The organism is Autumnicola psychrophila (assembly GCF_031846645.1).
In the GTDB taxonomy this organism is placed as follows: domain Bacteria; phylum Bacteroidota; class Bacteroidia; order Flavobacteriales; family Flavobacteriaceae; genus Autumnicola; species Autumnicola psychrophila.
Genome location: NZ_JAVRHN010000008.1, coordinates 152,653 through 174,222, shown reverse-complemented (window position 1 = coordinate 174,222; position 21,570 = coordinate 152,653). Strand labels below are relative to the sequence as shown.

At 37.4% G+C, this 21,570-nt stretch carries 24 protein-coding genes; 13 read left to right on the top strand and 11 right to left on the bottom strand.

All coding sequences use genetic code 11. The features are described from left to right. Positions 1–17: 17 nt before the first annotated feature. The 4 genes from RM541_RS12045 to ruvX all read right to left on the bottom strand — a co-directional run bounded on the left by RM541_RS12045 (position 18) and on the right by ruvX (position 1,954). Positions 18–446, bottom strand: a complete 429-nt coding sequence (locus RM541_RS12045) for a DUF5606 family protein (protein WP_311500397.1) — start codon at positions 444–446, stop codon at positions 18–20. Positions 447–503: 57 nt separating this feature from the next. Then, positions 504–1,094 (bottom strand): peptide deformylase, encoded by a 591-nt coding sequence (gene def, locus RM541_RS12040; protein WP_311500396.1) that lies wholly within the window; start codon positions 1,092–1,094, stop codon positions 504–506. Between the two features lie 119 nt (positions 1,095–1,213). Then, positions 1,214–1,504 carry a four helix bundle protein gene (locus RM541_RS12035; RefSeq protein ID WP_311500395.1) on the bottom strand — a complete coding sequence of 97 codons (291 nt, stop codon included), beginning with the start codon at positions 1,502–1,504 and terminating at the stop codon, positions 1,214–1,216. Between the two features lie 42 nt (positions 1,505–1,546). Further along, complete coding sequence (gene ruvX, locus RM541_RS12030) at positions 1,547–1,954, bottom strand: Holliday junction resolvase RuvX (RefSeq protein ID WP_311500451.1); 408 nt, start codon at positions 1,952–1,954, stop codon at positions 1,547–1,549. 88 nt (positions 1,955–2,042) lie between these two features. On the opposite strand from ruvX, the gene RM541_RS12025 reads away from it, so the two are divergent. Both RM541_RS12025 and RM541_RS12020 read left to right on the top strand, forming a co-directional pair. Further along, positions 2,043–2,858, top strand: a complete 816-nt coding sequence (locus RM541_RS12025) for a 2,3,4,5-tetrahydropyridine-2,6-dicarboxylate N-succinyltransferase (protein WP_311500394.1) — start codon at positions 2,043–2,045, stop codon at positions 2,856–2,858. A 43-nt stretch (positions 2,859–2,901) separates the two neighbouring features. Then, on the top strand, positions 2,902–3,954 hold the full coding sequence (locus RM541_RS12020; RefSeq protein ID WP_311500393.1) for a glycosyltransferase family 9 protein: 1,053 nt from the start codon (positions 2,902–2,904) through the stop codon (positions 3,952–3,954). On the opposite strand, the gene RM541_RS12015 is transcribed toward RM541_RS12020, so the two are convergent. Next, complete coding sequence (locus RM541_RS12015) at positions 3,932–4,762, bottom strand: glycosyltransferase family 2 protein (protein WP_311500392.1); 831 nt, start codon at positions 4,760–4,762, stop codon at positions 3,932–3,934. The genes RM541_RS12020 and RM541_RS12015 overlap by 23 nt on opposite strands. Positions 4,763–4,823: 61 nt before the next feature. Between RM541_RS12015 and RM541_RS12010 the strand changes: the two genes are divergently transcribed. Continuing rightward, positions 4,824–5,831, top strand: coding sequence for a glycosyltransferase family 2 protein (locus tag RM541_RS12010; RefSeq protein ID WP_311500391.1), 1,008 nt, complete (start codon positions 4,824–4,826; stop codon positions 5,829–5,831). Position 5,832: 1 nt separating this feature from the next. Here RM541_RS12010 and RM541_RS12005 read toward each other — a convergent pair whose 3' ends face one another. Then, positions 5,833–6,585: a lipopolysaccharide kinase InaA family protein gene (locus RM541_RS12005; RefSeq protein WP_311500390.1), complete on the bottom strand. Its 753-nt coding sequence runs from the start codon at positions 6,583–6,585 to the stop codon at positions 5,833–5,835. 121 nt (positions 6,586–6,706) lie between these two features. Between RM541_RS12005 and RM541_RS12000 the strand changes: the two genes are divergently transcribed. Then, positions 6,707–7,864 carry a CDP-glycerol glycerophosphotransferase family protein gene (locus RM541_RS12000; protein WP_311500389.1) on the top strand — a complete coding sequence of 386 codons (1,158 nt, stop codon included), beginning with the start codon at positions 6,707–6,709 and terminating at the stop codon, positions 7,862–7,864. 16 nt (positions 7,865–7,880) lie between these two features. Here RM541_RS12000 and RM541_RS11995 read toward each other — a convergent pair whose 3' ends face one another. Both RM541_RS11995 and RM541_RS11990 read right to left on the bottom strand, forming a co-directional pair. Continuing rightward, complete coding sequence (locus RM541_RS11995; RefSeq protein ID WP_311500388.1) at positions 7,881–8,663, bottom strand: glycosyltransferase family 2 protein; 783 nt, start codon at positions 8,661–8,663, stop codon at positions 7,881–7,883. 116 nt (positions 8,664–8,779) lie between these two features. After that, complete coding sequence (locus RM541_RS11990) at positions 8,780–9,643, bottom strand: hypothetical protein (protein WP_311500387.1); 864 nt, start codon at positions 9,641–9,643, stop codon at positions 8,780–8,782. Positions 9,644–9,887: 244 nt separating this feature from the next. Here RM541_RS11990 and RM541_RS11985 point away from each other — a divergent pair, with 244 nt between their 5' ends. The 7 genes from RM541_RS11985 (at position 9,888) to RM541_RS11955 (ending at position 16,130) form a co-directional block, all read left to right on the top strand. Further along, positions 9,888–11,033, top strand: a complete 1,146-nt coding sequence (locus RM541_RS11985) for a glycosyltransferase family 4 protein (RefSeq protein WP_311500386.1) — start codon at positions 9,888–9,890, stop codon at positions 11,031–11,033. Next, positions 11,023–11,595, top strand: a complete 573-nt coding sequence (locus RM541_RS11980; RefSeq protein WP_311500385.1) for an L-threonylcarbamoyladenylate synthase — start codon at positions 11,023–11,025, stop codon at positions 11,593–11,595. Before RM541_RS11985 ends, RM541_RS11980 begins: the two co-directional genes overlap by 11 nt. A gap of 93 nt (positions 11,596–11,688) precedes the next feature. Next, on the top strand, positions 11,689–13,110 hold the full coding sequence (locus tag RM541_RS11975) for a CCA tRNA nucleotidyltransferase (RefSeq protein ID WP_311500384.1): 1,422 nt from the start codon (positions 11,689–11,691) through the stop codon (positions 13,108–13,110). A 134-nt stretch (positions 13,111–13,244) separates the two neighbouring features. After that, positions 13,245–14,270, top strand: coding sequence for a COX15/CtaA family protein (locus tag RM541_RS11970; RefSeq protein ID WP_311500383.1), 1,026 nt, complete (start codon positions 13,245–13,247; stop codon positions 14,268–14,270). Positions 14,271–14,294: 24 nt separating this feature from the next. Next, positions 14,295–14,795, top strand: coding sequence for an IS1096 element passenger TnpR family protein (locus tag RM541_RS11965; RefSeq protein ID WP_311495942.1), 501 nt, complete (start codon positions 14,295–14,297; stop codon positions 14,793–14,795). A gap of 49 nt (positions 14,796–14,844) precedes the next feature. After that, on the top strand, positions 14,845–15,903 hold the full coding sequence (locus tag RM541_RS11960) for a nucleoid-associated protein (protein WP_311495941.1): 1,059 nt from the start codon (positions 14,845–14,847) through the stop codon (positions 15,901–15,903). 68 nt (positions 15,904–15,971) lie between these two features. Next, complete coding sequence (locus RM541_RS11955) at positions 15,972–16,130, top strand: hypothetical protein (RefSeq protein ID WP_311500382.1); 159 nt, start codon at positions 15,972–15,974, stop codon at positions 16,128–16,130. Between the two features lie 26 nt (positions 16,131–16,156). Here RM541_RS11955 and RM541_RS11950 read toward each other — a convergent pair whose 3' ends face one another. The 3 genes from RM541_RS11950 to RM541_RS11940 all read right to left on the bottom strand — a co-directional run bounded on the left by RM541_RS11950 (position 16,157) and on the right by RM541_RS11940 (position 19,732). Further along, positions 16,157–17,287 carry an asparagine synthase-related protein gene (locus RM541_RS11950; RefSeq protein ID WP_311500381.1) on the bottom strand — a complete coding sequence of 377 codons (1,131 nt, stop codon included), beginning with the start codon at positions 17,285–17,287 and terminating at the stop codon, positions 16,157–16,159. A 63-nt stretch (positions 17,288–17,350) separates the two neighbouring features. Next, entirely contained in the window at positions 17,351–17,902 is a 552-nt protein-coding gene (locus tag RM541_RS11945) for a hypothetical protein (protein ID WP_311500380.1), read from the bottom strand. A 765-nt stretch (positions 17,903–18,667) separates the two neighbouring features. Further along, positions 18,668–19,732, bottom strand: a complete 1,065-nt coding sequence (locus RM541_RS11940) for a hypothetical protein (protein ID WP_311500379.1) — start codon at positions 19,730–19,732, stop codon at positions 18,668–18,670. Positions 19,733–19,824: 92 nt separating this feature from the next. Here RM541_RS11940 and RM541_RS11935 point away from each other — a divergent pair, with 92 nt between their 5' ends. Both RM541_RS11935 and RM541_RS11930 read left to right on the top strand, forming a co-directional pair. Next, on the top strand, positions 19,825–20,730 hold the full coding sequence (locus RM541_RS11935; RefSeq protein WP_311500378.1) for an ABC transporter ATP-binding protein: 906 nt from the start codon (positions 19,825–19,827) through the stop codon (positions 20,728–20,730). Further along, a complete protein-coding gene (locus RM541_RS11930; RefSeq protein WP_311500377.1) occupies positions 20,730–21,566 on the top strand; it encodes an ABC transporter permease in 837 nt (278 codons plus the stop codon). The genes RM541_RS11935 and RM541_RS11930 overlap by 1 nt, the downstream gene beginning before the upstream one ends. Positions 21,567–21,570: the final 4 nt, after the last annotated feature.

The window sequence follows — 21,570 nt, the reverse complement described above, 5'->3', positions numbered from 1 at the left end:
AATATTTTAAGTAATATCTATTCTTCTTCGTCCTTAGTTTTGTTTTCGGCGGCAGATTCTTTAGAAAAATCTGTAAATCCGTTTTTGATCAACAGGTTGTACCACTGGATGATCTTCTTTATATCACTGGCATAAACCCTGTCCACATCATATTCCGGAAGAACTTCAGCAAAATAATCTTCCAGTTGTGCTTTGGAAGATTTATGGTCTATTGCCTCTCCCCCATCTTCCTTTTCCTTCATCTTCTGAAGGACCTCTCCTAGCGGAACTTCTTCAGTATAAGTATAAATAGCAATTTCGCTTAGCACACTTACATTGTGGCGCAAATTCACAGATATCTTTTTCCCGTCCACGATAGAAGTTGCGATAAACCCTCCGCGGGTCTGTGCATTCATTTCGTATAATCCCGGTTTACCTGAGATTGCCAGTATTTTTTCTAAACCCATAGTTCTTTTTCAATTTCGGTGGCAAATATGATATTACTGCCCCAATTATCAAAATGATTATCTGCCTTTTTTCATCTCCGGAAAACGCATCTTATACTCAATCTTGATTTTTCCTTTTGAAATATTGCTGAGCTTGCTTTTTATAAGTCGTTTTTTGAGACTGGAAAGCTTATCTGTAAACAATATTCCTTCAATGTGATCGTATTCATGCTGAATCACTCTCGCCGCTAACCCGGAATAGCTTTCCTTGTGTGTATTGAAATTTTCGTCCTGGTATTCGATCACAATATCCGGTTTTCTAAAAACATCTTCTCTTACTTCCGGAATACTCAAACAACCTTCATTAAAACCCCATTCCTCACCTTCTTCCTCTATAATCCTTGGATTTATAAAAAGTTTCCGAAGATTTAGAAGTTGCTCCTTTTCGGCTTCATCCAATTCTTCATCTTCTGCAAATGGTGCAGGATCTATCACAAACATCCTAACAGGAATCCCCACCTGCGGCGCGGCCAATCCCACTCCATAAGCGTTATACATGGTGTCCCACATATTATTCATTAACTCGTCCAACTTAGGATAATCTTCAGGAATTTCTTTTGCTTTTTTCCTTAAAACCGGATCTCCATAAGCTACTATTGGTAAAATCATTTATATAAATGTTTATTGCTAAAGGTTTAATGTTAAATGAACCTTCTGCACTATTATCTTTTATCTGTTTTTTCTGCTGTTCTTCTTGAAGAAACAAAAATAGCTGTTAATTCTCTTCCTTATTTTAATGCTGATTCAAATGTCATGCCAGTCGCCAACCCTTCTTCTTTAAGGAACTCCATCCAAAAAACACATTCATCGGCTTCTTCAATGACAATGCTTAATTTTGAAATAAAAGCTTTTTTACTTTGGCCAAGACTTGCAGCTCTATAATTTGCCGCCACTGAAGTTGAAGATCTTATCAACTGATGTTTAATATGCCTCCCTAAAGCAGATTCCGGTAAGGAAACAGCAATTTTCACACATTGATGTGCAAAATCTTTAGAATGTAATTTCAAATCTCTCAGCATTGAGAATGACTTTTCTATTAACCCTTAAGCCTTTAACCTTAATCATTTATAAAGGTAGGTTTGTAAAATTATGGTTGCGCTAATCTCGTCAACCAGGGCCTTATCTTTTCTCTTTTTTTTTGACATTCCACTATCGATCATGCTTTGAAAAGCCATTTTAGAAGTAAAACGTTCATCTACCCGTTTCATTTCCATCTGCGGAAATTTTTCAGCAAACTTTTTTAAAAACTCCTGGATGTAAACTTCACTTTCTGAAGCTGAATTATCCATTTGCCGCGGCTCGCCGATTAAAACAAGTTCAACATTCTCTGTTCTAAAATAGTTTTCCAAATAAAGCAGTAATTCTTTGGTAGCAACTGTGGCGAGACCTGAGGCAATAATTTGCATCTCATCTGTAACCGCAATACCTGTGCGCTTTACTCCATAATCCAGTGCCAAAATCCTTGCCATATCAAAAATTTGCACAAATGTAAGGTTTATATCACTATGCATCCAAAATTTAGCCATAAGCTGTTATATTTGCGGAAAACATTTAAGAATGGATCAATTACAAGCAAAAATTACAGAAGCCTGGGAGAACCGGGACTTACTTCAAAATAAAGAAACAACAGATGCCATACGCGAGGTCATTGAACTACTTGACCAGGGAAAGCTGAGAACAGCGGAGCCAACAGCAGACGGCTGGCAGGTAAATGAATGGGTTAAAAAAGCAGTTGTTTTGTACTTCCCTATTCAGAAAATGGAAACCCTGGAAGCAGGTATTTTTGAATATCACGACAAAATGCCTTTAAAAAGAGGTTATAAAGAAAAAGGAATCCGTGTGGTTCCTAATGCGGTTGCACGCCATGGTGCTTATATTTCCAGCGGAGTAATTATGATGCCCAGCTATGTAAACATTGGCGCTTACGTAGATGAAGGCACTATGGTGGATACGTGGGCTACGGTAGGAAGTTGTGCACAGATTGGTAAAAATGTACATTTAAGCGGTGGTGTTGGAATTGGCGGAGTTTTAGAACCACTACAGGCCGCTCCGGTTATTATTGAAGACAATGCTTTTTTAGGCTCCAGAAGTATCGTGGTAGAAGGAATTCGCGTAGAAAAAGAAGCTGTACTTGGTGCAAATGTAGTACTTACAGGTTCTACAAAAATTATTGATGTCACGGGAGATGAGCCTAAGCAATTTAAAGGTTATGTGCCGGCAAGATCTGTGGTGATCCCTGGTAGTTACACAAAAAAGTTCCCGGCAGGTGAATATCAGGTGCCATGTGCTCTTATTATTGGAAAAAGAAAAGAAAGCACTAACAAAAAAACATCACTTAATGATGCTCTAAGGGAATACAGCGTTGCTGTGTAACCATGAAATAATCTTATAAAGAAGATAACCCGGGAGAATAAGGATGAAGATTTTAATTATTCAGAATAAAAGAATTGGTGACGTATTATTGGCATCAATAATACCCAACAATTTGAAGAAAAAATATCCCAATTCGGTTATCTTCTTTCTCTGTTATGATTATGCTGCACCAGTATTGGAAAACAATCCGAATATTGACCATATTATCGCTGTAAAGGAGAAGGAATTAAAGCAGATCAAAAATCTTATTAGTACGGCGTTCTACATTAAAGATGAGAAATTTGATGTAATTATAGATCCATATGTCAAATTTCAAAGTCAGTTCCTGAGCCTGTTTAGCAATGCAAAAAAGCGCATTAGTTATCAGAAAAAGACATTGCCACTCGCCTACACCCACAAAATTCCTATTCTCGAAGAGCAGGACTCCCCTTTTGGAAAAGCAATAGATGACAGAATCAATTTAATAAAGTGTCTGGATGGAGAAACTGAAATTGAAGCAGCTCCAAAACTATTTTTAACCGAAGAAGAAAAGAACGAAGGTGCGTCTATTTTGGCACCTTTAAATAAAAATAGGAAAACCATTATGTTTGGAATCCTGGGGAGTGATGCTTCCAAATCCCTTCCTGTTTCCTATACTGCAGAAATTATTAATTATTTAATTGATAATTACGACGTAAATATTATTTTTAATTATATCCCATCCCAAAGACCAAGTGTAGATAAAATCCTGGCAGAAGTCAAAACTTCAGATAAGATCTACCCGGACATCTTCGGCAAAAGCCTGAGGGATTTTATTAAGATCGTTTACCACTGTGATGGCATGATTGCAAACGAAGGTGGAAGTATTCACATTGCTAAAGCCTTTAAAAAAGCTACTTTCACAATTTTCTCCCCGTATATCGTAAAGGAATTCTGGGCCACATTCGAGAATGAACCTCAAAACCAGTCGATACATTTAAAGGATGTAAAACCTGAATTGTTTGCAGGTAAGAGTAAAAAAGAACTTTATAAGCAAAGCTCATCTTTATACCACGAATTTACCCCAGATTATATTCTGCCACAGATTAATGAATTTATGAAGAAGAATTCTTTTTAATCCCGTAAGCTGTTGTGGTACTTTTTTGATCGCGGGTAGCTTTCCTTATCGCAAGATTCTTATCTATGGAAACCTGATTCTTATAGCCACGCGAGTGATCCAGGTGAAGACAGATGGCGCTGTATCTAATCTGCTTAGCACGAATGCCCAGATTCATCAGTCGTTCCCCAAGCTCCCTGTCCTGTCCCCCGTATTGCATTCTTTCATCAAAACCGTTAACTTCCAGAATATCTTTTTTCCAACCCGAAGCGTTATGACCATTCCATGTTGCTGAAGTAGGCGTTATTAAATTCAGTATCCAGCTCTTAAATCCATGAGCATCAATTTTATTATTTTTAAATGAAGAAGAAAGTCCGTTCTTTTTTAGCCATTTTAAGTTGAAACAGCGACCGGTTAATATATCTTCCTTCTCTATTTTTTGAGAAAGGTCCATAGAAAGTTTAAAATAGCCGCCGCTTAAAAAATAGCCGTATGTCCTGTATTTCACATGCTTCTCAATAAAATCTTCGCGCACAATACAATCCCCGTCACTCATTACAATGTATTCACTTGCTGTGGCTAAAATTGCCTTATTCAGAATTTCAGATTTCTGAAAGCCTCTGTCCGGGTGCCATACATGTTTTATCGGAATTTCAGTCTTTGATTTAAATTCTTCAATAAGAGCTTTTGTTCCTTCTCCTGAACCATCGTCTGCAATTACTATTTCAAAATTTCGGTAAGTTTGAACCGTATAACTCCATAGAACTTTCTTCAACCATTCTTCAGCATTATACGTACTTAAAATAACCGATGTATCAATAGCCTTCATTAAAATTGGATTTACCCCAAAAATACTTAATTTTATCCACTTGAAATCCTTTGATATCTAGATGCGGGCACCCATAACAGTTTTAATACCTACCTACAACGAAGAAGAATTAATAGAGCAGGCCATTTCCTGTTCGGGTTTTGCAGACGAGGTATTAATTATGGATTCTTACAGTACAGATGCCACAGTTAAAATATCAGAAAAACATAATTGTACCATCCTGCAACGTAAATTTGACAATTTTTCTAATCAGAAGAATTACGGGATCGCAAGGGCAAAGAACGACTGGATCCTGGTCCTGGATGCTGATGAATACATCACTTACGAACTGCGCAATGAAATTCTTTCTGCGATAAAAAACCCGAAGCACGAGGCCTATAAGATGTTGTTCAAAAATTATTTTATAAACCGGTTCATCCATCACGGCACCAACGGAAATAAAATAAAGCTTCGGTTATTCAATAGAAAATTCTGCAGATATGAAGGTCTGGTTCATGAGCAACTTCTATGTGAAGGATCTGTTGGTGTGCTTAAAGGCAGAATACTCCACTATACTTACAGAAATTTGTGGCACTTCTTTCAGAAGAAAAATCAGTATTCTGAGTTGCAGTCCACGCAACTTTTTCAGCGGAAGAAAGAAGTAGGAGCAGCTCCGTTGCTATTGAAACCGCTCTACAGGTTTTTAAGTGAATATATTCTGCGACTGGGTTTTATGGACGGTGTAGCAGGGCTAACCTCCACATCTATGAATGGTTACGGGGTTTTAAGCAGGTATGTGAAGCTCCAGATTTTAAACGGAAAAATAAAGGATCCCGAATTGAAAAATTATAATCAGTACACGCAGGAGCTTATGAGGGAAGCCAAACGCATTGGATCTTCAAAAAACCCGAAGGAGAAAATATATAAATTTTATTTTCTCTGGAATCCGGTTAAAGCCTTTTTTAGACAGTATTTCATGAAAAGAAGTTTTCTTGCAGGAAAAGAAGGTTATATCTTGAGCTACCTCGAAGGTTTTAAAGCTTATAATATTGTTCTTTATCATTGGCTAATGAAAAGGAATATGGACTGACTTATTTTTTTAAACCTAATCGCTTCTTAAACTCCTTTTTCTTCCTTGCCTTTTCCTGAAATTTCTGAATATGGCTCCACAACTCAGAAAAAACTTCTTCTTCAGTCTCGGGGATTAACTTCGCATATTCATTTGCTATTATTTTTGCCATGTCCTCAAAACGGGTAATGCGATGCAAATTTTTCATTCGTTCTTCAAAATTCAGAGGTTCAAATTTCATCCGGTTTAAATCTACCAGATAAAATTCAAAATTTCCGTTATTCGTTTGAATGAGCGTATTTCCCGGAGAATGATCCAAAAAATTCACGTTATTTTCATGTAACCGAAAGGTAAACTGGGTAAAAGCCCGGAGTATTTCTTCTCTCTGAGGATAATCAGGCTCATGAATTAGCTCCCTAAAGGTAAGATCATATGGAATCTGTTCGCACACATAAAAGCTCTCTGTAAATAATAGACCAGGCGCTTCTGCATAGGCAACAGGCACAGGAGTTTTTAAATTGTGTGACAATAAATAATTTGCGTTTTCAAAAGAGCGACGTGCCTTGGATTTTCTGAAATATTTATATGCTACCTGATTAATCAGATTGGGTTTTTTAAAAGATTTTACGTTTAGCTTCTTTCCATTAAGGTCGAAGATTTTAATGTCGTTACGCTGACCTTTATCCAGTACTTCTCCTTCTCTACTAAAATGATTTACAAAGTGCAGAATTTCTTCTCTTTGATCTGCAAAAGCTTTTTCTACCACAAATTTCATAGCACAAAAATAAGTTTTTAATAAAGATTTCCCGTCTGAAAAAAGTTTTATCGAGGTACAGCAATGGGAATTCAAGTGAAGCAAATTGTATATTTCCTGCTAAAGTGGTAATCTTGTAACAATGGGGACTAAGATAGAAAGTGATAGAACTTATAAAATAGGATTTATTTTCCTGGACGAAATCCATCATATCTTTCATTTTATCAGCATTGCGACAGAACTTTCGAAAACTCAAAAAGTAAGTATTCTCACCTATCCTTCAAATCACGATTTGCTGCGCAGAAGCATTAAAGAGTTGGATGGCGATAATATTACCGTAGAAGAGTTGCCGACTTCAGCTTTCCGGGCATTTACTGATAAAATAAAAGGCAGAGAATTGCCAAGAAAAGGATTCTGGATCAAGAAAAACAAAAAGTATATTCTTCAAACTTTTGATGCTGTAGTTTTCACTGATTATTTTCACAAATACCTGTTACGAGATAGAAAACCGGGCAAAACACCCAAACTTCTCAAATTTCCGCATGGCACCCCCGGCAGGGCTTACGCTTTTAATAAGAGTCAGTTGGATTTTGATTTTCAGCTCATAATTGGCAATTTTCAATATAGACATTATAAAGCATTGGGATTATTGGGAAATTATCCCGCTCTTGTGGGCTACTCCAAGCTGGATGCCGTTCAACACAAGCAAAAGGAAATTTTTTTTAAAAATAACAAACCTATAGTGTTGTATAATCCGCATTTTGACCCTGAATTCTCTTCATGGAAGCAGGAAGGTCTGCAGATTCTGGAATATTTTTACAGCCAGGATGCTTTTAATCTCATTTTTGCCCCGCATTTACACCTTTTTCAGGAAAATAAGGGTGGACATTCAGCTTCTGAAATACCAGAAAAGTTTTATCAGAAAAAAAATATTCTTATAGACTTGGGCAGTCTTAAAAGCACAGACATGTCTTATCTAAATGCTGCAGATTTCTATCTCGGCGATGTTTCAAGCCAGGTTTATGAATTTATTATCTCTCCAAGGCCGTGTATTTTTCTAAATCCTAACAACCTTTCTTATAAAAATGATATCAACTTCAGGTTTTGGAGATGTGGTGAGGTGATCAATTCAGCAAAAGAGCTGAATGAAACTCTGGCAAAGGCAACAGCAGATTTTGCCAAATATCGAACCGTTCAGAAAAAAATAACCGAAGAAAATTATTATACCGAAGAAGGCTCTACTGCTTCAGAAAGAGGAGCAAAAGCGATCGTTTCCTATTTGGATAAAGCTTTAGCGTAAAAGAAAAAACAGCCTTTTAAAGGTACTTTTCAATTCCGTTTTTACAGCTAACCATCTCCCCGTCCATTGCCTTCTGCTGTATTATTCGGTTTACACCGCTTTTTTCCTTTGAATTTTCTTTATGCCAAATGTGGTAAACAATTCCCGCATAACGCAGTCGCCTGCCATCTACACCTTTATTTAATAATCTTACGACCATCTCCGAATCTTCCTGGCCCCAGCCGGTCATATCTTCATTGTAGCCGTTAATATCGATAAAATCGTTTCTCCAAAAAGACAAATTACAACCTCTTACTTTTTTGGAAAGCTCATTTTTCTGCTTATAAAAATTGGTCAAAAAAGGAATACGCAGGTTCCTTGTTCGCTTCTTTATTCCTCTGGCAAAAAAATTATAACTTATTTTTTCAACCTGAAAAACCTCCTGCAAATGGTTTTCCTGAATATTTACCCGGCTCCCAAATTGAAAAGTTGACTTTTTAGAATTATTGATATGATCTTTAACGAAATCCTTGTGCAAAATGCAATCCCCATCGGTTTGAATAATATAATCTGAAGTGGATTTTGCAATAGCCTTATTTAAAATTGAAGTTTTCCTAAAACCTTTATCTTCCTGCCATACATGTTTTATAGGAAGTCCCAGGTTTTTATATTTTTGAACGACCTGAGTCGTTTCCTCAGTAGAGCCGTCGTCTGCAATTAATATTTCATCTGGAGGAATACTCTGGATTTTTACACTTTTTAAAACCAGGTTTAAAGCTTCAGGCCAGTTGTAGGTAGAAATAAGTAAAGCAGTTTTCATCTCAATATGGTTTCAAAGTTGATTTTATTAACAGAGCTATTTTTTTGCAAATTTACTACGGAATAAAACAAAGTCCCATTCCTTTCTCTATGCCGAAAATTGACAAATTTCAGGCTTCACTTAAAAAGGAACTTAAACCATTGTCCGAAATTCTTTTTGCGAATATACCAATCTGAAGGAATTAAGGCTGTGGAATCTAAGTTGCTGTTGATTTCCTCTATAGAATTTCCATTTACAAATGCTAATTTTTTCCACTTTTCCGGCTCCAGGTAGAAAAAATCCTGGTATTCTGAAAAATTTTTACTGTTCACAGCACGCCACTTTTCCAGAAACTGATCTGGATTTGTCTCCTCCCGATGCCCCCAATTTCTTAGTTTAGTGAGGACCTCTTCTTCTGACCGTGATACGCATTCGTGCAGAAGAATATTTTTGGTATAAATAACTCTTTCTTTAGTGTTTCTTCCCACTTTATAATCGGGGAAATTGGTCGCTACCATCAATCGCTGCACATTATCCACATATAAAATTCCACCGTCGACATGTTTATAGAGAACCAGCAGAAAAGCCGCTATCTGCACGGGATTATCTTCAGGTTTATTTAAGAAATGGTCATATTTATGCAAATCCCTTACAAATTTTTTAAAATTGAGAAAATACTCATCGCTGTCCAATTGTATTAACCAATTCTTATCTCCCATTTTCTGCGCCAGCATTTTCCTTTCCCGCACTTCGTTTTGCATAGGAGTAAGTTCCGGCACATAAAAATTATCTTTGTAAATTGTAATTTTTTGATCAACATCAATTTCCTCCAGCCATTTGAAGAATTCAGGATCTACCGTTATTTTTCCTCCGGACCAGGTTCGATAATTTTCATCTAAAGCAATAAAAACAGAATCTGCTGCTGCATAAACCGGCGGAATTGCTTTTTTGAGCAATTCGTAATCGTAAGACATCAAAAAACCAACCTGAATTTTTTTCATGAAGTAGATTGCATGATTGTTTTGATAACTCAGAAAGTTTTTCAAAAGAAGCCGAAAATTGCCATTTTTCGCCTTCCGCTTTCTGAATACAAAAATCAAATATAATTATTTGAAGTCATTATTGTGGATCCTTCCGTTGATTGTGTTTTAGATCATTTAAACGTCTCATTCAAATTAAAATAGCTATTTCCTGATCTTTAATATCGATTTTTTTACTTTCACGATCTATTTTACATTGAAAATATTGCAGAAAGAAGCAAAACAATATCAGGATCAGGATTTAACTGTCCTCCACCTCTCAGCAGTTAAGAAATGGGGTGGTGGAGAAAAGCATATTGAAAATTTATGCAGGGAACTTCCCAATGTGGCCCCAAAAATCAACAATATCGTCCTTTGCAATAGTAAATTCCGCTTCAGTAAAGATTTTTATGACACAAGAACCGAAATAATTTCGGCCTCCTTAAGTTTTAAAATGGACCCGCGATATGTGGCTAAGATCATCAATATTTGCAAGAAAAGGAAGGTCGATATTGTGCATATTCACGACAGCACTGCTTTAACGCTTTATATTTTAGGAACCCGGTTCGCTTCCCTCCCACCTGCTGTTTTTAGTAAAAAAACGTCTTTTCCCATACGGTCCAGGAAGCAGACGCTATTTAAGTACAATTCTCCTCAAATAAAGAAAATCCTTTGTGTTTCCAGAGCCACTGCCGGGATTACTTCAGAAAACATCGAGGATAAAAATAAAATTCGCTGCATTTACCATGGCACGAACATGAAGGATAAAGCTACAACCACACCCTTTCTTCTTCGGAATAAGTTGCAGTTAAAAAAAGAAGTCCGAATTATCGGAAACATCGCCAATCACATCTGGCCTAAAAACCTGGAAACTTTTATTCTTGTTGCTGATGAGCTTATTAATAAACAGAATCTTAAAAACCTTCATTTTGTCCAGATTGGCGAATTTAGTACTCTCACGCCTCCGTTACTCAATTTGATAAATGAGTGCAAACTGGAGAAACATATGACTTTTATGGGAAAAGTGGAGAACGCCGCTAATTTTATTCCGCAGTTCGATATAAGCCTGATGACGTCGCAAAGTGAGGGGATTCCGCAGTTTATATATGAATCTTTTTATCATAAAGTTCCAGTCGTAAGCACAAATGTAGGCGGTATTTCTGAAGTTATTGAACATAACGTGAATGGATTACTTGCCCCGGCTTTTGATGTTAAGAAATTGGCCGCACATATCGTATCTTTGCTGAACAATCAGCAGAACCGGGAAAACTTCAGTCGTATTTCCCGAGCAAAACTGGAAAATAATTTTACTTCAGCAGTAATGGCTGAAAAAACATATTCAGAATATAAAAAAGTATTAAATGAAAGATGATTTTAAAACTGAATCTCAGGAAGCAATTAGCGTGTTAAAACGCGGCGGACTTATTCTTTATCCTACAGATACCGTGTGGGGAATTGGTTGTGATTCTACAAATCCTGAAGCTGTAGAAAAGGTTTTTGCCCTGAAAAAAAGAAGCGAATCTAAATCGCTTATCTGCCTTGTTTCAGATTTTAAAATGTTAAATGAATATGTAGAAGATGTTCCTGAAGTGGCTTATGATATCCTTAAATATGCTGCAAAACCAACGACCATTATTTACGATGATCCTATTCGTGTTGCTGAAAATCTTATCGCAGACGATAATACGCTTGCGATACGCGTGACCAAGGACAAATTTTGCAAAGAATTAGTGCGAAGATTTCGAAGACCAATCGTTTCAACTTCAGCAAATGTAAGCGGAGAAAAAACTCCGGAATCATACTCTCAAATAGCTCCTGAAATTTTAAAAGGTGTGGACTATGTAGTAAATTTGCACCAGTCAAAAAAAAGCACCAAACCATCTGCAATTATTAAGTTGAGTAATGATGGAAAAGTGAAAGTGGTACGTAAATAGCATCTGTAAATAAGCGATTCGCTGAGTTCGTTTTAAAGACCTCGCAGGTTTTAGAAACCTGCGAGGTCTTTCGACAGGAAGAAAAAAGAGTAAGTGGAAAACTATAAAGAAGCCTTAGATCATAAAATTTTTAATATAATCTCGCTTGCCGCGGAAGAACTGGATGTAGAAAGCTACGTTATTGGTGGTTTTGTACGTGACCACCTTCTGCAACGGGGCGATCCCAAAGATATTGATGTGGTTGCCGTGGGAAGTGGGATTGAACTTGCAAAAAAGGTTTCAGAACTATTATCTCACAAGCCAAAAGTCCAGGTCTTCAAGAACTACGGCACCGCAATGCTGCGGGCTTTCGATATGGAAATTGAATTTGTTGGCGCCCGTAAAGAAAGCTATAGTGAGGACAGCAGGAATCCCGTTGTGGAAAATGGCACGCTGCAAGACGATCAGAATCGGCGTGATTTCACAATTAATGCACTTGCGTTAAGCCTGAATAAAAACAATTTTGGAGAACTTCTGGATCCCTTTAACGGACTCGAAGATTTAAAATCCCAGATTATCCGAACTCCGCTTGATCCGGATGTTACCTATTCTGATGATCCTTTGCGAATGTTAAGAGCGATACGTTTTGCCGCCCAGCTTGGCTTCAGAATCGAAAAAGAATCGCTTAAAGCAATACGGGAGAATAAAGACCGGATTAAAATAATTTCCAAAGAACGCATTGTCGATGAGCTGAACAAGATTATGCTTTCCGAAAAACCATCAGTCGGTTTTGCGCTGCTTCATAAAACAAAACTTTTAAAACTAATTCTTCCTGAACTTACCGCACTGGAAGGAATCGATGAAATTGAAGGACAACGACATAAAGATAATTTTTGGCACACCCTGGAAGTAGTGGACAATATTTCTGAAAACACCGATGATCTCTGGCTGCGATGGGCCGCACTTCTTCATGATATAGGAAAAGCACCTACCAAGAAGTTTCATAAGAAAATAGGCTGGACATTTCATGGTCATGAGTTTGTGGGTGCCAAAATGGTCTATAAATTATTTAAGCGTTTGAGATTGCCGTTAAACGAAAAAATGAAGTTTGTTCAAAAAATGGTTTTAATGAGCTCGCGTCCTATTGCTATTGTGGATGATAATACCACAGATTCTGCCGTGCGCAGGCTTGTTTTTGACGCCGGGGACAATATTGAGGATTTAATGACCCTTTGTGAAGCTGACATCACTACCAAAAACCCTAAACGTTTTGATCGATATCATAACAACTTCAAAATAGTAAGACAAAAGATAAAGGAAGTTGAAGAGCGGGACCATATACGCAATTTTCAGCCTCCGGTAAGTGGAGAGGAAATTATGGAAACTTTTGGTTTAACGCCCTGTCGGGAAGTGGGAATGATAAAGGATGCGATTAAAGAAGCAATTCTTGAAGGAGATATCCCGAACGAATATGATGCAGCACATAATTTTATGCTGAAAAAAGGACAAAAGCTTGGGCTACAGCCGGTGAAATAGTGAGTTCGGAGATCGGAGTTTGGAGTAGCAAATCGAGCAGGAAAATTCAGCTGGAAGAATAAAATTTTAAAAATTCCTGAACCAAATTTAAAATTCTGATAGCGAAGCAGTCTCAAATCTAATATCAACAAAAAGTGTATCGAAAATCAGCAAAAATAGCGCTTGTCCTTGTTTACCTGGTAATTATTGCCGGGGCCGTGGTAAGAATGACCGGCTCTGGAATGGGCTGTCCCGACTGGCCAAAATGCTTCGGATATTACATTCCTCCTACTGAAGAGACCGAACTTTTGTTTCAGCCACAAAAAAAATATGAAAAAGGCCAGGTGATTATTGTAGATGAAACCTTGCAGGTCGCTGCTTCAGACTTCACTTCTTCTAAAGAATACAACAAAGAAAACTGGGAAACCTATATCAAACACGATTATGCAGTCTTTAATCCCGCACATACCTGGGTGGAATACATTAACAGGCTTTTCGGGGCGCTGGCGGGCTTTGCCGTATTAATCATGGCATTTTTATCCTTCAAAAAATGGAAAATCCGCAAACGTGTTCCGCTGCTGTCATGGCTTACCGTCCTTCTCATGGGATTCCAGGCATGGCTTGGCGCAACCGTGGTGTATTCTGTTCTTGCACCCGCCCGTATTACCGTACACATGGTGATGGCCCTGGTAATTGTGGCGATTCTCATCTACCTAATCTATATTTCTTCGGAAAAAAGACGTGAACATTATCAAAAGAAAGGCTTCCGGAATCTCCTTATTTCCGCCATTAGTCTTACATTAATCCAGGTGGTACTGGGAACTCAGGTACGACAGTTTGTGGATGAACAGTCTAAAGCATTAGGTACAGGAGTTGAAGAACTTTGGCTGGCAAACCCTAATTTCACCTTTTATTTCCACCGTTCTTTTTCAATCCTGGTACTGCTTGTAAACCTTCTGCTCTGGTGGCAAAACAGAAAATTCGGGTTAAAATTCTCAAAAATTAACTGGATACTAATCCTGCTTTTAATGGAAATAGCAACAGGTATTTCCATGTATAATTACGACTTCCCGTTTCTTAGCCAGCCGTTGCATCTGGTCATTGCCTCCCTGTTTTTCGGGATTCAGTTTTATTTGTTAATGGAATGCGTGTATGCCCCTAAGAAGTACAAAAGTTTGTAACTTTGCCCCCTAAAATTTAAAGCTATGGTTTATAGATTCAGAGTAATTCTTGATGCGGAAGAGGATGTGTTCAGAGATATAGAAATGCTTCAGGAAAGTACCCTGGAGGATCTTCATAACACCATAATCCAGTCATTTGGTTTTGACGGGACAGAGATGGCTTCCTTTTATGCCAGCGATGATAATTGGAACCAGGGAGAAGAATTTTCTCAGTTTGATATGGGTGGCGAAGTAAGGCTTATGAATGAAACCAGCCTTGACAGCGTCCTTTCAGAAGATAATACGAAAATGATCTACGTCTATGATTTTCTGAATATGTGGACGTTCCTCGTGGAACTTGCTGAAATTGCCGATCCTGAAGATAGTATCGATTATCCAAACCTTATGTTCGTACACGGACAAATACCTAACGTAGCTCCCGAAAAAGAATTTATTGGTGAGAGTGAAGAAGGTTCGGCAGAATTTGATGATGATTTTGATGTTGATGATTACGACAACCTTTCTTTTGACGAAAACTGGAATTAATCAGCATTCACTTCAATATTTCTTTTAACCTTTTACTTTTCATTATTAAATGATAAACCTCTTTAATGCCCAGATTGAATCTTTATCTATTCACAGAGTAGGTAATAAAAGTAGAAATGAAGGAATTTTCCTTTCTGCAAATCCTTATAATCTTGAGGATGAAATTAAACCGCTTATCAAGGAATTTTTCCTGAAGCCTTTCAGGGAAAAAGAAGAAAATTACTATCAGTTTTCTCATGAAACTGATTTGGAATTTAACGAACTCTATAATTTGGCCAATGCTATCTTTGATAGCCCAGATAAGGCTCACGAAATTTCAAAGAAAGTAACCACCTTGCTTTTCGAGCAATCTGCCCATCCGCATATTAAAAATGGAGAGGTCTTCCTGGTTTATTTTGAAAATATGCAACTGGACAATGAAAAAATGTCGGCAATTGGCATATTTAAGTCAGAATTGAAGCACGATTTTCTTCAGTTTGAAGAAAAAGGAAGTATTCTGGATATGATTGTCCAGCAGGGAATTAACCTGAACAAACTGGACAAAGGAGCGCTTATTTTCAATAAAGGAAGGGAAGAAGGTTACAAAATCCTCTCGGTAGATTCCAACAGGTACGATACAAAGTATTGGCTGGAGAACTTTTTAGGGGTAGATATTCTTGCCGACGATAATTATCGCACAAAAAACTACCTGAATTTTTGTAAAAATTTCGCCAAAGATGTTGTGCTTCCTGCGGAAGACAAAAAAGAAGAAGTCATGTTTATGAACCGAAGCATGGATTACTTCGCGAAAAATGACAAATTTGAAGAGACTAATTTCCTGAATTCTGTAATTGACAATCCAGAGCTGGTTCCTGAATTTCAGAATTACAAAACAGAGAAGGCTCCAAAATATAAAATTGAAGATCTTTCAGATTTTTCTATTGTAAACACTGCAGTTACCGCTGCCAGGAAGAAAATTAAGAGCGTAATTAACCTGGACACCAATATTCAGATAAAACTGGACTTCATTAACCCGGAATCTGCTGAAAAATTTGTAGAAAAAGGCTGGGATGAAGAAAAACAGATGTATTACTACCTCGTTTACTTCAATAAAGAAGAAAAAAGCTAAAAATGAAGTAAAGAGTGAAGAGTGAAAAGGCTCTTTCCTCTCTTCTCTTTCCTCTTTAAAAGCGATGCTTGAAAAATGGCAATTATCGACCTTATCTCAAGTACGAGGTAAGAAGTGAGAGTTACGGAAAAAAATTTTCTCATTTTTCTTTCAGAAGAAGTGCGTCCAAAATGGCAATTATCGATCTTCAGAATAGTTGGGTGTTGGGAGTTCCTTCCAGAACCTGAAATTCGGAAATTTTTTAGCTTAGCGCCTATTGCTTAGAACCTAAACTACAAATTCCCTCCACCACCTGCAGTAACCTGATTTTCTGAAACAAACTGAAATGCCGGTACACCTCTGTAATATTTTTTTCTTGAAAGTTTGCGTCTATTTCCTCCAGTCCTTCTGAATATTTCTGCATTAACTCCCGCCATTCCTTACTCTGCTGAACCACGTCCCATTGCGCCCAGGGACCATGGTTGCGTCTTCCAAATTCCTTTGTTTCCCTTAGATTTCTTATATGCCTTAAAGGAAGTGCTACAATCCGGTTTAAATACTCTGGAAAATACGGTAACCTGCCGGTATTGTGCATCAGCCATTTCGAAGGTTTCAGCAAAGGCTTTGCCATCTTGTGAAACAGCAATCTGTTCAACTTCCATTCCTGGGGGATACGAGCAGAAATTTTTACTATTTCATGAGAAATAAAAGGCTCGTAGCTCCTGAAAAGCCTTCGGTTGGCATGCAAATTTGGAACACTTGAATTCATTGAAATGGGCCACATAAAAAACCATTCCGCAGCAGATTGTGGACGTAATTCCTGTATTCGGTTTAAATGAGTATTCCTCCGCATATTTACTTCTGCCAATAATTCTGCTGAAAAAAGTTTATTATTAACTTCTTTTAATTCTGGATTTTCTCGTTTTCGCCGAGCTCTAAACCTAGTTTTGGGCTCCTTGGAAATTCGGGACCCCTTCAGGAAAGCATCAGCAAATAATCCGCCGAAAACAGCAGGATATTTTGTGAGGTAACAACTTTTGTATAATCCATAAGAGTGTGCATGTACATATTCTGCTCCGCTGCCCACAAGCTTTGAAGCAGCAGGAAGAATTTCAAGATAATGATTCTTGGTACGGGCCGTCAGTATAAAATTTGCTCCGTAGATCTTAGCAGCTTTTTTAGCCAGAATACCTTCCCGGTTCATCGAATCCAGAAAAACAAATGCATCCCGTTTTAAACTTTTTGGTAAAAGCGCGGCAATTAACCGGGAATCTTCGCCACCACTAATAAATTGAGCGACCTCTGTAGTGTTCTCGCAAACAGAATTTATATAATTTTCTAAACTTCCCCTGATAGCTGTCGCCGCCAAATCAAGCGTTTCATAAAAATTTTCTTCGGCGGGCAACCAATAACTTTTTGAATAAGTTCTATCCTCCTCTTTTATAAAATTGTCAACAGCAGCAGGCGATTATTGCCAAATTTCGGTATACATTGAAAAAGGAAAAGTCACCACGCCATTTAAAATAAAGTCTGCTTGCGAAACAGCATCAAAATTATTTTCTCTTCCGGCAGAACACGCCAGAATATCTACGTGGGAAGCTATAAAAAGATCCTTTTTATCTTGAAAAACATAAAGTGGTATAAAAGACAATAAATCTGTGACACAAAGTAATTCGCTCCTACTCTTATTTATAATAAAAATTGCAAAAGGCCCTGATAGATCCTTATCGCATTGGACTTCCCCATTCCGCCATCGATTATAAATCTTTTCTGTTCCATTCTTTTCAGTCAAAAAAGAATTATTGGCAAAACAAAGCACAGGGCCACCCAAAACAACAAAAATATGGTCATTTGTCTCCAGGGGCTGAAATCCATTGTACAAATTCCTGCTGACTGCCAGAGATCCCCATTTACCATGAAATTCTTCCACCTGAATCTCCTCACCGGAATAAATTTTGAAAATTTCCTGCGTAAGCAGCTTCTTTGGAAATACTTTTCTGGAAAAAATAAAGTCGGACATGGGGTTCAAGATAATTACAATGGAAAAAAAATCGGAGTTAGGAATTTAAGGCCTGAAAAATAAGTTATTTCAACTGTATCTATCAACATTGAATAGGTATACTTCTATCTGCCACATTACGTCTTTACATCTTCAGCCATAGAGCGCTATTTAAAATTTTTCCTTAGAGACTGTAAGATCCCGCTATACAGTAGAAGGTTTTGAAATCACATTCCGATTCTTCAATTTTTCGTAAAAAAGCCTTTGGATCAAAATTCTCTGAATCTTAAATCTTTGGAATATAGAAGATGAAGTGTAAAAAACCTCTAATGAATTTGAATTGTTTAAACGCAGGCTCATACTTTCCTTTTAAAGAACAGTAAGTAAATACAGCCATTCTTCTAAGGAAATCACTCATTTTTTTACTCTTTGTAATAATTCAAGAATTTTTCAGTTTTTCTGCCAGTTTACATATTACTTAGTATTTTTCTAAAATTTATCCGCTACCCCATTAGATTTACTGCCAAACAGTTTTTCACACTTCCCAACTAGCACCAAAATAATAATTTTGGATGAATTTTTTATATACTTGAATTAGACCTAAAACTGTAATTTGCAAAAACTATAATCAGATATAACCACTTATACTCTTCACTTTTTTAGCTTCTTAAATTTATAGGATTCACGGCGTATTTTTGCAGAAAACTTTTTACATGTTCAAGACAAAATCAAGAGCGCCGGCTTCAAAACAAAAATAAACTTTTTGCCTTTTTCAAAAGAAGTTCTTCAGCTCAACAACCGCTTCATATTTACATCTTCATAATTCCGCTTTACAAAATCCAGAGCAGTACGTAGAATCTGTCCCATCGTACTGGCGCGTTTAAATTTTACATCGTTAGTGTATTTATAAAGATCCTGACGAAGATTTTTCACTTTATCTCCGGTAGATACATGATCATTTATCATACACCTTATCAACTCCTTATACCTGCTTTTGGTGTTGATAATCCGCTTTGCAAGCAGCGACCGCTCCTCCTTCCTATATTGCTCAATAGAAGATTCCTGAAGCTTTTCTGAAACCAACTTTACCATCTTATAATTCTCTTTAAAGAACTGCGGACGGTAAACTTTTAAATTTCCCTCATAACATTGCTGATCGAAATCTATAGCTCTAATTTTATATTGGACATGATCAAAATCGTGGGTGGGAATCACCACATAATTATAAGAGCGCATATCTCCTAAAAGTCGTACCGTACAGCGCTCGTTGAATTTCACAAACTGTTTGGCAATTTGCGTTTGCTCACGTTCGCTGCAGGTTGGGAGGTGATCTTCAATAAAAACGTCACCGGGAATTCCTGCGATATGTTCCTCAATTAAAGTTTCTTTATAAACCAGAAAATTAATCCTGTGCGGGGAAAGTAAATGTTCAAATTCCAGTCCGTAAATCCGGGAAGCATCTGCTGTTTTCACGTAAAAGTAGGTGAAACTGTCGTTTAAAATATTCCGCACCTTAACTCTAAAAGGTTTTGAATTTCCGAAAGTGCAATAATCTATCGCATCAATATTAAGGAACTCGAGGGAATCGTCACTACCATCAGAATGAAGGATGGTATACACTTTCTTCAAGCTTTCATCAATCTCCAGGCGTTCGTGATCTGGATAATAGCAACGCACCCAAAAAGTATCCTCTTCATGTTGATCATAAACCACAATAGACCCGGAAAACCGCAGTAAATCTTCATAAAACACAGGAATCATCGTATTCCGGTTATATTTAGCCAGATACCGGTTAAAACGCTGGTTTATTGGGAAAGAAGGTTTCTTCTTCGACATTAATTTCTGCTCCATGAATCAATTGGTTTTACCCAAAAATACAGTTTCTAGTGCGAAACCCGTAACAAAACGTTAATTTCGTCGTCATATTAAAAACATTTCATCAATTGGAAACAATCCTTAGCATCACCAATCTTACTAAAAAATACGGCTCCCTTACGGCGGTAGACAATCTTTCTTTTACTATTGAAAAGGGAAATGTCTACGGAATTTTAGGCCCTAATGGTAGTGGTAAATCTACAACTTTAGGAATGGTTCTTAATGTCGTGAATAAAACCAGCGGGGATTTTCTATGGTTCGACGGAAGAGAATCTACGCATGAAGCTCTTAAAAAAGTAGGCGCAATCATAGAACATCCTAATTTCTACCCATACATGACCGCCACCCAAAACCTGGCTCTGGTTTGTAAAATTAAAGATATTCCGGCTGCAAAAATTGAAGAGAAACTCAAACTTGTCGGACTTCTGGATAGAAAAGACAGTAAATTTAAAACTTATTCTTTAGGAATGAAACAGCGATTGGCCATCGCTTCTGCCCTACTCAATGATCCTGAAATTCTTATTCTTGATGAACCTACCAACGGACTCGATCCTCAGGGAATCCATCAGATTCGGGAAATTATCAGAAAAATCGCTTCAATGGGTACCACTATTTTACTCGCTTCACATTTGTTGGATGAAGTGGAAAAAGTCTGCTCCCATGTAGTAATTATCCGCAACGGAGTTAAACTTTATACGGGCCCCGTAGACGGAATTAATGCAAGCCACGGATTTTTTGAATTAAGAGCTAAAGACACTGCCCGCCTGCAAGAGCTATTAAAGAGCCACCCCGATATTGGTAAAATTACGGTTAATGAAGATCTGGTAACAGCTATCCTGAAAGAACCTATGGAGGCCGAAGTGATTAATGAATATTTGTTTGAAAGAGGCCTCTCTTTATGTTATCTCGTAAAGAGAAAACAAAGCCTGGAAGAACAGTTCCTTCAATTAACTAACCAAACAAATAAAGCCTGATGCTACGATTATTAAACATAGAATTTCATAAATTAAAATACAGTCGTTCTGCTAAAGTATTAACGCTCACGTATTTTATTCTTATCACTTTTATTGCTCTTTTTGCTTCAATCGAATTCAATATTGGTCAGATCAATTTCCGGCTAGCAGACCAGGGAATTTTTAATTTCCCTTACATTTGGCACTTTAACAGCTATATTGCGGCAATGCTAAAACTGTTTTTGGCCATTGTCATTGTTTCTATGATGTCCAATGAATACAGCAACAGGACGCTCAAGCAAAACCTCATCGATGGTCTTAGCAAAAAAGAATTTGTACTTTCTAAATTCCTGACGGTACTCGTATTTTCATTGGTCTCTACGTTATTCCTGTTTATTGTTTCTTTAATCCTGGGCCTTTCTTTTTCAGATTTTACTGAAGTTTCCATTATTCTTTCAGATATGGAATATCTTGTAGGATATTTCGTCAAGCTTACAGCTTTTTTTGCCTTCTGTATGTTCCTGGGAATATTGGTAAAGCGCTCTGCATTTGCACTGGGCTTTCTTTTTATCTGGTGGATAATAGAAAGCATCACCTATGGTGTTCTAAAGTGGAAAATTTTTAGAGGAACTGATACTGCAGATCATATCGCGCGCTTCTTTCCACTGGAGAGCATGGCGAACATTATTAAAGAACCATTTTCCCGTCTGAATGCCTTTAAAGCTGCTGCGAACCAACTGGGATCTGAGTTTGAAAAAGATTACGGCATCCATTGGTATCAGCTTCTAATAGTAATTGCCTGGACAGCTATTTTTGTGTTTTTCTCCTACCGACTGCTTAAAAAGCGGGATTTGTAATACC

Coding starts and splice junctions, on each gene's coding strand:
- RM541_RS12045 (WP_311500397.1), bottom strand. CDS start 446: ATGGGTTTAGAAAAAATACTGGCAATCTCAGGTAAACCGGGATTATAC.
- def (WP_311500396.1), bottom strand. CDS start 1,094: ATGATTTTACCAATAGTAGCTTATGGAGATCCGGTTTTAAGGAAAAAA.
- RM541_RS12035 (WP_311500395.1), bottom strand. CDS start 1,504: ATGCTGAGAGATTTGAAATTACATTCTAAAGATTTTGCACATCAATGT.
- ruvX (WP_311500451.1), bottom strand. CDS start 1,954: ATGGCAAGGATTTTGGCACTGGATTATGGAGTAAAGCGCACAGGTATT.
- RM541_RS12025 (WP_311500394.1), top strand. CDS start 2,043: ATGGATCAATTACAAGCAAAAATTACAGAAGCCTGGGAGAACCGGGAC.
- RM541_RS12020 (WP_311500393.1), top strand. CDS start 2,902: ATGAAGATTTTAATTATTCAGAATAAAAGAATTGGTGACGTATTATTG.
- RM541_RS12015 (WP_311500392.1), bottom strand. CDS start 4,762: ATGAAGGCTATTGATACATCGGTTATTTTAAGTACGTATAATGCTGAA.
- RM541_RS12010 (WP_311500391.1), top strand. CDS start 4,824: ATGCGGGCACCCATAACAGTTTTAATACCTACCTACAACGAAGAAGAA.
- RM541_RS12005 (WP_311500390.1), bottom strand. CDS start 6,585: ATGAAATTTGTGGTAGAAAAAGCTTTTGCAGATCAAAGAGAAGAAATT.
- RM541_RS12000 (WP_311500389.1), top strand. CDS start 6,707: ATGGGGACTAAGATAGAAAGTGATAGAACTTATAAAATAGGATTTATT.
- RM541_RS11995 (WP_311500388.1), bottom strand. CDS start 8,663: ATGAAAACTGCTTTACTTATTTCTACCTACAACTGGCCTGAAGCTTTA.
- RM541_RS11990 (WP_311500387.1), bottom strand. CDS start 9,643: ATGAAAAAAATTCAGGTTGGTTTTTTGATGTCTTACGATTACGAATTG.
- RM541_RS11980 (WP_311500385.1), top strand. CDS start 11,023: ATGAAAGATGATTTTAAAACTGAATCTCAGGAAGCAATTAGCGTGTTA.
- RM541_RS11965 (WP_311495942.1), top strand. CDS start 14,295: ATGGTTTATAGATTCAGAGTAATTCTTGATGCGGAAGAGGATGTGTTC.
- RM541_RS11960 (WP_311495941.1), top strand. CDS start 14,845: ATGATAAACCTCTTTAATGCCCAGATTGAATCTTTATCTATTCACAGA.
- RM541_RS11945 (WP_311500380.1), bottom strand. CDS start 17,902: ATGTCCGACTTTATTTTTTCCAGAAAAGTATTTCCAAAGAAGCTGCTT.
- RM541_RS11940 (WP_311500379.1), bottom strand. CDS start 19,732: ATGGAGCAGAAATTAATGTCGAAGAAGAAACCTTCTTTCCCAATAAAC.
- RM541_RS11930 (WP_311500377.1), top strand. CDS start 20,730: ATGCTACGATTATTAAACATAGAATTTCATAAATTAAAATACAGTCGT.